Genomic DNA, 12,806 nt, shown 5'->3' on the forward strand with positions numbered 1-12,806 from the left:
TCTCACTTAGGTAGCGTTCGGGGTGCGATGACTGAGCTCAGTGAGGGTGAGAGCGCGTCGGCCGACCGGCCCACGTTGCTAGTGACGTTGACGGGCAGCGACCGGCCGGGGCTGACGTCCGCCGTACTGTCGACGCTCGCGACCCGCGGGCTCGACGTGATCGACGCCGAGCAGGTCGTGCTCCGGGGCCGGCTGGTGCTCGGCGTGCTGCTGTCCGCGCCGCGCGACCACAAGAGCCTGAAGGAAGAGCTGAAGGCGCTCGCCGCCGCCCTCGACGTCGAGATCTCGGTGAAGAGGGGTGTCGGCGACAACGAGCCGCGGCGCAAGGGCCGCAGCCAGGTGACCGTGATCGGCCGCCCGCTGTCCGCAGCCGGACTCGCCGCGGTCGCCGGCCGGATCGCCGACACCGGCGCCAATATCGACCGGATCAGCCGGATGGCGCGGTACCCGGTGACCGCGATGGAGTTCGCCGTCTCCGGTGCCGATCCCGAAGTGCTCCGGACCGTTCTCGCGCTGGAAGGCGTCCGGCAGGGGCTCGACATCGCCGTCCAGGACGGCGGGCTGTACCGGCGGGCCAAGCGACTGATCGTGATGGACGTCGACTCGACGCTCATCCAGGGCGAGGTCATCGAGATGCTCGCCCACCACGCCGGCCGGCTGGAGGAGGTCGCCGCCGTCACCGAGCAGGCGATGCGCGGCGAGCTGGACTTCGCCGACTCGCTGCGGAACCGGGTCGCGGCGCTCGAAGGACTGCCCGCGACAGCCCTCGACGAGGTGTACGCCGCGATCGAGCTGGCGCCCGGTGCGCGCACGCTGGTCCGCACGCTCAAGCGGCTCGGGTACCAGTTCGCGATCGTCAGCGGCGGGTTCAGCCAGATCACCGACAAGCTGGCTGCGGAGCTCGGGATCGACTACGCGCAGGCCAACGAGCTGGAGATCGTTGACGGCGTTCTCACCGGCCAGGTCGTCGGCGAGATCGTCGACCGCCCCGGCAAGGCGACCGCGCTGCGCCAGTTCGCCCAGCGGTCCGGTACGCCGTTGTCCCAGACGGTCGCGATCGGCGACGGCGCCAACGACCTCGACATGCTGGCCGCCGCGGGCCTCGGCGTTGCGTTCAACGCCAAGCCCGTCGTCCGCGCGGCCGCCGACACCCACGTGAGCGTTCCGTACCTGGACACGATCCTCTATCTCCTCGGCATCACCCGCGAGGAAGTCGAAGCCGCGGACGCCGACACACCGACCTGATCGCACATACGGCACGATCAGGCCCATGGACTTCTCGACCCGGCCCGCCACCCTTGACGACGCGCCCGCGATCCACCGCCTGATCGCTGCGGCGGAGCAGCTCTGGCGCGGGCGGGTGGAGTCGGCCCCCGATGCAGTGGCCGCCGACCTGCAGCGCCCCCTCATCACCCTCGACCTCGACACCCGGGTGATCGAAGCAGCGAACGGTGAGCTCGTCGCTTGGGCCTGGGTCCACGGCGGGCGGCGCGCGCAGGTCGACGTCCATCCGTCGTACGTCGGTCTCGGCCTCGGGACCCAGCTGCTCGACTGGGCGGAGGCACGTGCCCGCGAGCACGGCAGTGACTGGCTCGCGCAAACGGTCGACGACGCGGACGAGGCCGGTACCGCGTTGCTCCGCTCCCGCGGGTACGACGTACACGCGACGAACTGGTTGCTCGAGCGACCGGTCGCGGGTGCCGCGCCCGTGGTGCCCGAAGGTGTGACGTTGCGGCCGTTCGCGCCGGGCGACGAGCGGGTTGTGCACCAGGTGGTGCAGGACGCTTTCGACGAATGGCAGCCGCGGCGGCACGAGTACGAGGAGTGGGCCAAGACGTCCATCGAGCGCCCCAGCTTCGATCCCGAACTGTCGCCGGTCGCGGTGGCCGGCGACGAGGTGATCGGCGTGGCCCTCAGCCTGCACCTCCCCGACTCGCCCGACGGGTACATCGAGCAGGTGGCCGTCCGCCGCGACCACCGCGGCCGCGGCCTGGCCCGCGCACTCCTGACCGCCGCAGCCGAAGGAGCCGGCCGCCGAGGCAAACAAACCCTCACCCTCTGGACCCACTCCGGCACAGGCGCCCTAGCCATGTACGAACGCCTCGGCATGACAGTCCGCCGCAGCACAACGGTGTACCGCACCCAGCTGTGACGAACTGTTGACACTGCGCCGTGAGAGCGCTCACATTGGCCTCATCGAAACCTGGAGGCCATCATGCGATTCCGCCCCATCGCACTCGCCCTGGTCGTTCCACTGCTCGCCGTCGTCTCGATCGGCGTCGCCGCGGAGGCCAACGTCCCACCGCCACCAGCCGGCTGGACGACCGTTTGGAGTGATGACTTTGACGGTGCTAGCGGTGCGTTGCCGTCTGGTGCCAACTGGATCGTCGATACCGGTCACGGCTACCCGGGTGGGCCCGGGAACTGGGGTACCGGGGAGATCCAGAACTACACGAACAGCCCGAACAACCTGTCGCTCGACGGCACCGGGAACCTGCGCATTACGCCGCGGCGCGACGGTGCAGGGAACTGGACGTCCGCCCGGGTCGAGACGCAGCGGAGCGACTTCAAGCCGCCGGCGGGTGGGGTGCTGGCGATCGAGAGCCGGATCCAGATGCCGAACGTCACCGGTGACGCCGCGCTCGGCTACTGGCCGGCGTTCTGGGCGCTCGGTGCGCCGTACCGCGGGAACTACTGGAACTGGCCGGGCATCGGCGAGTTCGACATCATGGAGAACGTCAACGGGATCAACTCCGTCTGGGGCGTGCTGCACTGCGGCGTGAACCCCGGCGGTCCGTGCAACGAGACCAGTGGGATCGCCAACAACCGGGCCTGTCCGGGCGCGACCTGCCAGGCCGGGTTCCACACCTACCGCTTCGAGTGGGACACGAGCATCTCGCCGAACCAGTTGCGCTGGTACGTCGACGGACAGCAGTTCCACTCGATCAGTCAGGGCCAACTGCCTGCCGACACGTGGGCGAACATGACCTCGCACGCCGGCTACTTCGTCCTCCTGAACGTCGCGATCGGCGGAGCGTTCCCGGATGCGCTCAACGGCCCGACCCCGCGAGCCTCGACGGTGCCCGACAAGCCGATGATCGTGGACTACGTGGCCGTGTCGTCGAAGGGCGGCGGCACCACCCCACCGACCACACCCCCGCCAGGCGGTGGCGGCAGCGCGTACACCACCCAGCAGGCCGAGTCGTTCCAGCAGCAGGCCGGCACAGGTGTCGAGACGACCACCGACTCCGGCGGCGGCCAGAACCTGATGCAGGTAGGCAACGGTGACTGGGCGCTCTATCGCAGCATCGACTTCGGCAGCACCCCAGCAACCCAGTTCGTCGCCCGCGTGGCGTCCGGCGCGGCAGGCGGAGTCAGCGGACTGGTCGAAGTACGCCTGGACAGTCGAAGCAACGCCCCGATCGGCAGCTTCGCAATCGCCAACACCGGCGGCTGGCAGTCCTGGCAATCGGTCCCGGCCAACATCAGCGCGGTCACCGGCGTGCACGACGTCTACCTGACCTTCACCAGCGGCCAGCCCGCCGACTACGTCAACCTCAACTGGTTCACGTTCACCCACTAACCCGCCGTACCGAACGCCCTCAACCCAACTTTGAGAAGCCACCAACCACGAATCGCCGCCGAGAATGGTTGGTGGCTTCTCAAAGTCGACGTCCCGGGGCTGGCCGGCGCGGTGCGGTGGTGAGTGCGGGGTGGGGTTAGGCGGCGTGGAGCCAGAGGGCGGGGTTGTGGGGGGCCGGGGCGCGCCAGATCGGCGGGTCGCCGGGGCGAGAGTTGCCTCTTGCGAAGGCTGCGCGGAGGCGGGCGATCAGATCCGATCGCGGATCGAGGACGTCCTCCCAGCCGAAGTGCACAAGCTCTACAGCGCGATCGCTCAGTCGCTGATCACGCCGGTAGCTGCGGCGCAACTGCCGGCGTCGTTCCTCGGCGCTCTCGCTGTCGTACTTCGCAAGGCCGTCGGCCTCACCGATCGTCCGAAACTGCGGCCACCAGAAGTCCACACGTTCGGGCATCCACGCAGTGCCGTCCCAGAACTGGGCCTGGAGGATCGGCAGCGGCAAGCCGGCGTCGGCGAAGACCGCACGGGCTATCGACTCGAGCACCGACTCCGACCTCGGATCGCCGAAGCCGATCGTGTTCCGCGCCCGACGGATTCCCGGCCACTGGAACTGCCGCTCCATCACGCTTTCGAGATCACCGACGGAGACGCCGCTGCGCAGTGCGTCGTCGACGGTCACGATCGCCTCGCGGAACGGCAAGGTGCGAGCGAGATCCACCACGGTTCTCGCCGCGCCGGTGACCGGCAGCCACAGGTGCCGAGACACATCGGCCGGGTCCAGGGTCGCACGTCGTACGACGATGTCCTGGCGGCGCTGGTTCCGCTTCGTCGTGGCCGGCCGTGTCAACCAGACGGCGGCGGTCCGAGGCGCCGACTGACGCCGACTGTCCGTCCAGGTGTGCAGCCCCGCGAGGCCGGCCGCGCTGAAATGACTGACAACCGAGCCTGGATGCAGTGCCTGCGCGCAAGCTGTCCGTGCCACCTCCTCGTCCAAGCGACTGTCGATGTAGTGCCCGTGGTGGTGTTGCAGAACCTGCCTCCTCAGGAGGCGTCGCAGGTCGGCGTCTCGCAGTCCCGCCGCGAGAAGAACCTGCCGGTCTCGCGGCGTCCGAACGAGCTGCAGCAATCGATGCCGAACATCCTCAGCCAGCCGATCCATCCGGCCAGGATGCGCTACAACCCATCCCCCGCGCGCCACGCTTCTAGTCCCGCTGTGGATAACTCCCCTCGCCGAACGCCGCCGAACCTCGCCGTACCTCGCCGTACCTCGCCGTACCTCGCCGTACCTCGCCGTACCGACTTTGAGAAGCCACCGACCACGAATCGCCGCCGATAATGGTTGGTGGCTTCTCAAAGTCGGATTTTTGGAGCGGGGGCGGCGACCGGGATGCGGTCCGGCGCGGGGTGAGCACCTATTCTTCGCGTATGTCTGAACTGCAGGGTGGGCCTGGAGCCCTGTTCGCCATCGGTGGTGCCGAGGACAAGCTGAAGAAGCGGACGGTGCTGCAGGAGTTCGTCGAGGCGGCGGGCGGGTCCAAGGCACGGATCGTGGTGGTTCCCACCGCGTCCGCGCTCGGGCCCGACGTCGTCGACGTGTACCGGGCGCTGTTCGCGGCGCTCGGCGCCGAGAGCGTCGTCGGCGTACGCCCGGAGAACCGGGAGGACGCCGACGACCCGGCCTTCATCGCCCCGCTGAACGACGCGACCGGGATCTTCATGACCGGCGGCAACCAGCTCAAGCTCGCGGGCGTTGTCACGGGTACGGCGTTCGGCCGCGCGGTCACCGCCGCTCATGCGCGCGGTGCGGCCGTCGGCGGTACGTCGGCCGGCGCGAGCATCCTCGCCGAACACATGATCGCGTTCGGCCGCTCCGGCGCCACCCCGCGGCAGCGGATGAGCCAGCTGTCCAGCGGACTCGGCCTGGTCCAGGGCGCGATCGTCGACCAGCACTTCGCCCAGCGGAACCGGTACGGCCGGCTGCTGTCGCTCGTTGCCCAGTCCCCCGGTCTGCTCGGGATCGGCGTCGACGAGGACACCGCGGCGGTCGTCCGCGGCACCCACCTGGAGGTCGTCGGCCGGGGGGCGGTGACGATCTTCGACGGCACCCGGATCACGTCGAACGCCCACAACGCCAAGCGGTCGGAGCCGATCCTCGCGTCCGGCGTCGTACTGCACGTCCTTCCGGCCACCGCCACATTCGACCTGCAGAACCGCGTGCTGCTGTCGTACGGCCCACAGCCGCCGGCGGAGGAGATCGCTGAGATGGCGGCCGCCGAGGCCGACCTGCGCAAGCTCGCCAAGGAGATCGCCGCCGAGGGAGTGTCGCCGAGGTACTACGAGGAGCGGAAGCGGCGGGCGGGCCGCCGGACCGCGAAGTCGGCCAAGCCGGCGAAGTCTGCGATCGGGGCCGGGGAGTCCAGACCGGGGGCGACCGAGCCGATCACGGCCGGCGCCGAACCCGACTCCCCCGACCCGACGCAAGCAGACAACGGAAACCCATGACCGAAACGCACGGCACCCCGGCCCCCGACCTGAAGATCATCGAGACCCGCGTCTACCGCGGCCCGAACATCTGGAGCTACGACCCCGCGATCCACCTGGTCGTGGACCTCGGCTCGCTCGAGAACTTCCCGTCGAACACCATCCCCGGCTTCAGCGAGCGGCTGCTCGCCGACCTCCCGCGGCTCGACCAGCACCACTGCTCGCGTGGCCGCAAGGGCGGGTTCATCGAGCGTCTGGACGAGGGCACCTGGCTCGGCCACATCGCCGAGCACGTCTCGCTGCAGCTCCAGCAGGAGGCCGGCCACGACATGCGCCGCGGCAAGACGCGCCAGGTCAAAGGCACGCCCGGCGTCTACAACATCACCTACGCGTACGCCGACGAAGCGGTCGGGCTCGCGGCGGGTGAACTCGCCGTACGGTTCGTGAACAACCTCGTCCAGCCCCAAATGAAGGATGGACAGCCCGCGTTCGACTTCACCACCGAGCTGGAGAAGTTCATCAAGCAGGCCGAGCGGACCGCGTTCGGCCCGTCCACGCAGGCGATCGTGGACGAGGCGGTGTCCCGGGACATCCCGTGGATCCGGCTGAACAAGGCCAGCCTGGTCCAGCTCGGGCAGGGCGTGCACGCGAAGCGGATCCGGGCCACCATGACGTCCGAGACCGGCTCGATCGCGGTCGACGTCGCCAGCGACAAGGACCTGACCACGCGACTGCTTGCCTCGGCCGGTCTGCCGGTGCCGCGGTCGGAGTCGGTCCGCACGGTCGACGCTGCCGTCTCGATCGCCAACAAGATCGGCTACCCGGTCGTGTGCAAGCCGCTCGACGGCAACCACGGCCGCGGTGTCTGCCTGAACCTGCAGGACGCGGACGCGGTCCGGGAGGCGTTCCCGATCGCCGCCGAGCAGTCCCGGCGCGGATTCGTGATCGTGGAGAACTTCGTCACCGGCAAGGACTACCGGTGCCTGATCATCAACGGCCGGATGGAGGCGATCGCCGAACGCGTGCCCGCGCACGTGGTCGGCGACGGCGTCCACACCGTGGCCGAGCTCGTCGACATCACCAACGCCGACCCGCGCCGCGGCGTCGGGCACGAGAAGATCCTGACCCGGATCACGGTCAACAACGCCGCCCGTCAACTGGTCCGCGACCAGGGCTTCGAGCTGGACGACGTACCGCCCGAAGACGTGATGGTGAAGCTGACGCTGACCGGCAACATGTCCACCGGCGGGATCTCGATCGACCGGACCTGGGAGGCGCACCCGGAGAACGTCGAGATCGCCGAGGAGGCTGCCCGGATGATCGGGCTCGACATCGCCGGTATCGACTTCATCTGCCCGGACATCACCCAGCCGGTGCGCGAGACCGGCGGCGCGATCTGCGAGGTGAACGCGGCGCCCGGGTTCCGGATGCACACCAACCCGACGATCGGCGAACCGCAGTACATCGCGAAGCCGGTGGTGGACATGCTGTTCCCGCCCGGCGCGGTCAGCCGGATCCCGATCGTCGCCGTCACCGGGACGAACGGGAAGACGACCACCTCGCGGATGATCAGCCACGTCTTCAAGGGCATGGGCCGCAAGGTCGGGATGACGTCGACCGACGGCATCGTGATCGACGAGCGGCTCGTGATCCGGCAGGATGCGTCCGGCCCGAAGTCCGCGCGGATGGTGCTGCAGAACCCGCGGGTCGACTTCGCGGTGTTCGAGGTGGCGCGCGGCGGGATCCTGCGCGAGGGGCTCGGGTACGAGCGCAACGACGTGGCCGTCGTCCTGAACGTGCAGCCGGACCACCTCGGCCTGCGCGGGATCGACACGCTCGAGCAGTTGGCCGATGTGAAGGCCGTGCTGGTCGAGGCGGTGCCGCGGACCGGGTACGCCGTACTGAACGCCGACGACCCGTTGGTGCGGAAGATGCGCCGGAAGTGCTCGGGGCAGGTCGTGTGGTTCAGCATGGCCGAGCCGGGCAGCGAGGTCCGCGACTACATCGAGGGGCACTGCCGCCGCGGCGGGCGGGCCGTGGTGCTGGAGCGCTCGGACCTGGGCGACATGATCGTGGTGAAGCACGGGCGCCGGTCGATGCAGCTCGCGTGGACTCACTTGCTGCCGGCAACGTTCGGCGGGCGGGCGATGATGAACGTGCAGAACGCGATGGCGGCGGCCGCGGCGGCGTTCGCGGCGGGTGCGCCGTTGCACGACATCCGGCAGGGGCTGCGGACGTTCAACACGTCGTACTACCTGTCGCCGGGCCGGCTGAACGAGATCGACGTCGACGGCCGCAGCGTGATCGTCGACTACTGCCACAACGCGCCGGCGATGCGGATGCTCGGCGACTTCGTCGACCGGCTCGGGGAGAGCCTGAGCGCGTCGTCCGAGGTCGGGCGGCCGTCGCGGATCGGCGTGATCGCGACCGCGGGCGACCGGCGCGACGACGACATCCGCGAACTCGGTGAGGTCGCGGCGCAGCACTTCGACGTGGTCATCGTCCGCGAGGACGCCCGGCTGCGTGGGCGCAAGCGCGGCGAGTCGGCGGGATTGGTGCAGGTCGGCGTACGGGCCGCGATGGACAACAGCGCGCGATGCCGGCGAGTGGACGTCGTACTCGACGAGCTCGAAGCGGTGCGGTTCGCGTTGGAGCGTTCGAACCCGGGCGATCTCGTGATCCTGTGCGTCGACCAGCACCAGTCGGTACTCGCGGAGCTCGAATCGGTATCGCACCTGGCACAGGCCGGCGCGCGGTCCGGTGACGAGGGCGGCGACCCAGACTTCGTGCAACCCGACGAAGAGATCACAGAGGAGACGCCGCGGGAACTTGCCTAGGGCAAGTCTCGTTGGCCGTTGCGTGAAGACGAAGTTACTGGCGGCCGCGGCCGTTGTCACGTTCCTGGTGTCGTCGTGCGGCTCGACGGAGAAGCCGGCCGCTCAGGTGGCGGCGGTGACCACTCCGGGCGTACTCGTCGAGGACGCGTGGGTGCGGGCGACGACCGGCGCGAAGGACACCACGATGACGGCCGCGTTCCTGTCGCTGACCAATCCCGGTGACACCGACGTGAAGTTGACCTCGGCAACTTCACCGGTCGCCGGGGTGGTGCAGCTTCACGAGATGGCGATGCAGGACGGCAAGATGGTGATGCGCGAGAAGTCCGGCGGCATCACCGTCCCCGCCGCCTCCCACGCCCACCTCTCCCCCGGCGGCGACCACATCATGCTGATGTCGCTGAAGCGGCCGCTGAATCCCGGTGACGAGGTCCCGCTCACGCTCAAGTTCTCCGACAACACCACCCACGACCTCAAGGTCCCGGTCAAGGCCTTCACCGAGGAAGAAGAGCACTACCACACCAAGTGACGACCAGACGGCAGTTCTTCGGGTACGCCGGTGCCGCCGCAGCAGGCGCCGCGGCCACGGGCGGTGCTGTCGTTGCTCTCGACAACGACACCGCCGAGGCACCTGTTTCTCGGACTATCTCGCCGTACGGCGAACATCAAGCCGGGATCGCACGAGCCGCGCCGGCGGTGGCCGAGTTGGTCAGCTTCAAGCTCGGGACCGATCGGGCCGGGCTCGGGCGGTTGATGCGGCTGTGGACGAGCGACATCATCGCGTTGGCCGATGGGCGGGCTGCGCCTGGGGACACCGCACCGGAGTTGGCGGTGGCCAACAAGAGCCTGACGGTGACGGTCGGGTTCGGGCCGCGGGTGTTCGAGCTGACCGGGCAGCGCCCGCCGGGCCTCGACGACCTGCCGGTGATGAAGCACGACCGGCTGCAGCCCGCCTGGTCAGGCGGTGACCTGCTGGTGATGGTCGGCGCGGACGACGCGGTCAGCGTGGTGCACGCCGTACGGCGATTGATCGCGGACGCGAAACCGTTCGCGACCCCCATCTGGCGCCAGACCGGTTTCTGGGACAGCACCGGCCCGGACGGCAAGCCAGTCACCGGCCGCAACCTGTTCGGCCAGGTCGACGGCACCGGCAACCCTGCCTTCGGTACGCCGGAGTTCGACCAGACCGTCTGGTCCGCCGACGGCCCCGACTGGTTCCGCGGCGGTACGACGCTCGTCGTACGGCGGATCCGGCTGAACCTCGACACCTGGGACGAGCTCACCCGCTCCGAGCAGGAACGCGCCGTCGGCCGCAAACTCTCCACCGGCGCTCCGCTTACCGGCACCGCCGAGCACGACGAACTCGACCTCGAGGCCCGCGACGCCGATGGCCGTCCGGTCATCGCGCAGAACGCGCACGCGCGCCTCTCGCACCACAGCGAGAACGACGGACGCCGCATCTTCCGCAAGGGCCTGAACTACGTCCACGACACCGGCGCGACCCGCGAATCCGGCCTGATCTTCCTCAGCCACCAAGCGGACGTCGCAGGCCAGTTCCTCCCCCTGCTCGCCCGCCTGGACGCGGTCGACGCCCTCAACGAGTGGACCACCACCATCGGCTCCGCAGTCTTCGCCCTCCCACCCGGCTTCCAGCCCGGCGAATGGCTCGGCCAGAAACTTCTCACCTGAGCTGTCACCCTGCGACGCTGTCCAAGGCGTTGTAAGGGGTGTGCCGATGAGAGCCGAGCATGACTTCGACGAGTTCGTTCGGGCGCGGTGGACCGCGACCGCGCGGCTCGCCTACGCGCTCACCCTGGACCATCAGAAGGCGGAAGACCTCGCGCAGGACGCGTTCACCAAACTGTGGTTCCACTGGCGGAAGCTGCAGAACGGGAACCCCGAGGCCTACCTGCGCAAGATCGTCGCCAGCAGCTTCCTGTCCGGTCGCCGGCGCCGCTGGCTCGGCGAACGCCCGACGGACGCACCGCCGGAGGCTGTCGTCGACCCCGGCACCGCCCAGGTGGACGAGCGCCTCGCGCTCCGCCAGGCGATGGCCCGCCTGAGTCCACGACAGCGCGCGGCCGTCTATCTCCGGTACGCCGAGGACCTGTCCGAGCGCACTGTCGCCGAAGTCCTCGGCTGCTCGATCGGCGCCGTGAAACAGCACACCCGCAGGGGCCTCGAAGCGCTCCGCGCCGACATCACGTTCGCCACTCCGGACGAGCTGGCCGACCTGACCGAAAGGGGGATCTCATGAACCTCAACCGCCTGCCCGACGACCTGGGCGCCAAGCTCGCCGTCCTCACCGACGAGCGGCCCGAGCCCGCCGACCCCGCGGCCCCGATCCGGCTGCGGATCAAGCGCCGCCAGGTCCGTCGCCGTACGACTGCCGCGGCCGTGTGCGCGGCCGCCGCAACGGCCGCAGTCATCGTGGCGAGCTCGGTCCTCGGCTCGATCCGGTCGGCAGAGCCCGGCATCGCTACTCCCTCTCCGAGTCCCGCGCCGAAGATGCAGACCCAGCACCTCGACTTCAAGTACACCCCGCTCCCGGAGCCCTGGTCCGACAAGCCGGCGTTCACGACGCAGCCGGACTCGCTCAAGTACGCGCCCGCGTTCTACGTCGCCCGCGGCAGCATTCCGAACGAGAGCTGGGCGGTCGCGTCGTACTACAGCTCCGGCTGCCTCGTCGTCACCGATGAGGGCCCGGCGAAGGCCTTCGGCGGCACCAAAGACTGCTTCTACGAGAACTGGCAGCCGGACCAACGGGCCAAATACCGGACCATCCCGGCGGTCGTCCCGAACCTGTCGTCCCCGATCCACTTCACGATGGTGATGGGCGCGGTGTCCGCCGAGGCGCGCACAGTCCAGATCACCGCGGGCGGCAAGACCTACACCACGGACGCGATCGGCACGCCGAACAGCAGCCGGTTCAGGTTCTTCGCACTGGTGATCGACGCCGCCGAATCCGACCTCACCGCGGTCACGCCACTGACTGCCACCGGACAGCCCGCGCCCAGCCCGAGCTGACTCAGGAGGCAGGCTGGCGGCGTGCGAGAAGGCGGCGGCGGGGTTCTTCCTGGTCGATCCAGTCGAGGTCGTCGGAGAGTACGGCGTCGTTCGACTTGTCGGCGTACGGGTCCTGGGGTGGCGGTGGCGGCGGGAGGGCGCGGAGCTTGAGTGCCACCATCGGGATCGCGAGCAGGACGCCGACGACCATCCACGGCCAGTACTCGCGCAGCAGCGGCTCGAACGACTGGAAGAACGCCTCGGTCGACGCGTCACCGACCGCGTCCATCGGCTTCCCGGTCGACTGGCTGACCAGCCGGACGGACGCGACGATACCGAAGCACGCCAGATAGAACCCGGTCAGCGGGATCCAGGACCCCACCGACCGCCAGCCGCGCTTCCAGCACGCAATGTAGAGCAGCACTGCGAGGCCGGCGCCGACCAGCAGACCGCTCAGCTGCCACAGCCACCGCCACTCGGCCAGCTGCTCGGCCGGCCGTAGCGCGGTCCAGGCCACCGGCAGCGCCAGCGCGAACGCCGCTGCCACCGAACTCCTGGTGCCCAGGGCACCGAAGAACCCGCCGAGAGCGCTTGCCACCAGCAATGTGATCAGCAGATCCCGCTCTCCGAACGAGTTCCCGGTCAGCCACCACATGCCCGCGGCAACGATCAGCACGACCGGTACGGCGATCCGGATCCGCCCGATCAGCAGCCCGGCCAGCACGCCCCCGGCGAATCCGCCGAGCACCACCAGATCGATCCGCGGCGGCACGAAGTACGTCGTACCCTCCGGCAGGCCCTTCAGATACGTCGCGGAAAAGCCGCCGACAAACCAGGCGACCACCGCGGCCGGGATCGACCACAGGTAGCGCATCACAACCCCGTTCCCACCCCAACCAAGGGCG

At 69.4% G+C, this 12,806-nt stretch carries 12 protein-coding genes; 10 read left to right on the forward strand and 2 right to left on the reverse strand.

Going from position 1 to position 12,806, the window contains the following annotated elements; all coding sequences use genetic code 11:
- Nucleotides 1-27 precede the first annotated feature (27 nt).
- The 3 genes from serB (at nt 28) to E0H45_RS23605 (ending at nt 3,583) form a co-directional block, all read left to right on the forward strand.
- Nucleotides 28-1,245 (forward strand): phosphoserine phosphatase SerB, encoded by a 1,218-nt coding sequence (serB, locus tag E0H45_RS23595; protein ID WP_131340952.1) that lies wholly within the window; start codon nt 28-30, stop codon nt 1,243-1,245.
- 25 nt (nt 1,246-1,270) lie between these two features.
- Entirely contained in the window at nt 1,271-2,152 is an 882-nt protein-coding gene (locus E0H45_RS23600; protein ID WP_131340954.1) for a GNAT family N-acetyltransferase, read from the forward strand.
- A 63-nt stretch (nt 2,153-2,215) separates the two neighbouring features.
- Nucleotides 2,216-3,583 (forward strand): glycoside hydrolase family 16 protein, encoded by a 1,368-nt coding sequence (locus E0H45_RS23605; RefSeq protein ID WP_131340956.1) that lies wholly within the window; start codon nt 2,216-2,218, stop codon nt 3,581-3,583.
- A 136-nt stretch (nt 3,584-3,719) separates the two neighbouring features.
- Here the strand turns inward: E0H45_RS23605 and E0H45_RS23610 are convergent, their stop codons facing one another.
- The gene (locus E0H45_RS23610; RefSeq protein ID WP_131340958.1) at nt 3,720-4,562 is read right to left on the reverse strand and encodes a hypothetical protein; all 843 of its coding nucleotides are present in this window, start codon (nt 4,560-4,562) and stop codon (nt 3,720-3,722) included.
- 27 nt (nt 4,563-4,589) lie between these two features.
- Between E0H45_RS23610 and E0H45_RS23615 the strand changes: the two genes are divergently transcribed.
- From E0H45_RS23615 to E0H45_RS23645, 7 genes are all read left to right on the forward strand, one after another.
- A complete protein-coding gene (locus tag E0H45_RS23615; RefSeq protein ID WP_131340960.1) occupies nt 4,590-4,916 on the forward strand; it encodes a hypothetical protein in 327 nt (108 codons plus the stop codon).
- A gap of 89 nt (nt 4,917-5,005) precedes the next feature.
- The gene (locus tag E0H45_RS23620) at nt 5,006-6,082 is read left to right on the forward strand and encodes a cyanophycinase (RefSeq protein ID WP_131340962.1); all 1,077 of its coding nucleotides are present in this window, start codon (nt 5,006-5,008) and stop codon (nt 6,080-6,082) included.
- The gene (gene cphA / locus E0H45_RS23625; RefSeq protein ID WP_131340964.1) at nt 6,079-8,898 is read left to right on the forward strand and encodes a cyanophycin synthetase; all 2,820 of its coding nucleotides are present in this window, start codon (nt 6,079-6,081) and stop codon (nt 8,896-8,898) included. The genes E0H45_RS23620 and cphA overlap by 4 nt, the downstream gene beginning before the upstream one ends.
- Before the next feature lie 22 nt (nt 8,899-8,920).
- Entirely contained in the window at nt 8,921-9,424 is a 504-nt protein-coding gene (locus tag E0H45_RS23630; protein WP_131340965.1) for a copper chaperone PCu(A)C, read from the forward strand.
- Nucleotides 9,421-10,584: a Dyp-type peroxidase gene (locus E0H45_RS23635; RefSeq protein WP_131340967.1), complete on the forward strand. Its 1,164-nt coding sequence runs from the start codon at nt 9,421-9,423 to the stop codon at nt 10,582-10,584. The genes E0H45_RS23630 and E0H45_RS23635 overlap by 4 nt, the downstream gene beginning before the upstream one ends.
- Nucleotides 10,585-10,630: 46 nt before the next feature.
- Nucleotides 10,631-11,152 (forward strand): SigE family RNA polymerase sigma factor, encoded by a 522-nt coding sequence (locus tag E0H45_RS23640; RefSeq protein ID WP_131340969.1) that lies wholly within the window; start codon nt 10,631-10,633, stop codon nt 11,150-11,152.
- On the forward strand, nt 11,149-11,922 hold the full coding sequence (locus tag E0H45_RS23645) for a hypothetical protein (protein ID WP_131340970.1): 774 nt from the start codon (nt 11,149-11,151) through the stop codon (nt 11,920-11,922). The genes E0H45_RS23640 and E0H45_RS23645 overlap by 4 nt, the downstream gene beginning before the upstream one ends.
- Before the next feature lies 1 nt (nt 11,923).
- Here E0H45_RS23645 and E0H45_RS23650 read toward each other — a convergent pair whose 3' ends face one another.
- On the reverse strand, nt 11,924-12,775 hold the full coding sequence (locus E0H45_RS23650) for a hypothetical protein (RefSeq protein WP_131343732.1): 852 nt from the start codon (nt 12,773-12,775) through the stop codon (nt 11,924-11,926).
- Nucleotides 12,776-12,806 lie beyond the last annotated feature (31 nt).

The organism is Kribbella soli (assembly GCF_004331345.1).
Classification (GTDB): Bacteria; Actinomycetota; Actinomycetes; order Propionibacteriales; family Kribbellaceae; genus Kribbella; species Kribbella soli.

Coding starts and splice junctions, on each gene's coding strand:
- serB (WP_131340952.1), top strand. CDS start 28: ATGACTGAGCTCAGTGAGGGTGAGAGCGCGTCGGCCGACCGGCCCACG.
- E0H45_RS23640 (WP_131340969.1), top strand. CDS start 10,631: ATGAGAGCCGAGCATGACTTCGACGAGTTCGTTCGGGCGCGGTGGACC.
- E0H45_RS23605 (WP_131340956.1), top strand. CDS start 2,216: ATGCGATTCCGCCCCATCGCACTCGCCCTGGTCGTTCCACTGCTCGCC.
- E0H45_RS23600 (WP_131340954.1), top strand. CDS start 1,271: ATGGACTTCTCGACCCGGCCCGCCACCCTTGACGACGCGCCCGCGATC.
- E0H45_RS23645 (WP_131340970.1), top strand. CDS start 11,149: ATGAACCTCAACCGCCTGCCCGACGACCTGGGCGCCAAGCTCGCCGTC.
- E0H45_RS23620 (WP_131340962.1), top strand. CDS start 5,006: ATGTCTGAACTGCAGGGTGGGCCTGGAGCCCTGTTCGCCATCGGTGGT.
- E0H45_RS23650 (WP_131343732.1), bottom strand. CDS start 12,775: ATGCGCTACCTGTGGTCGATCCCGGCCGCGGTGGTCGCCTGGTTTGTC.
- cphA (WP_131340964.1), top strand. CDS start 6,079: ATGACCGAAACGCACGGCACCCCGGCCCCCGACCTGAAGATCATCGAG.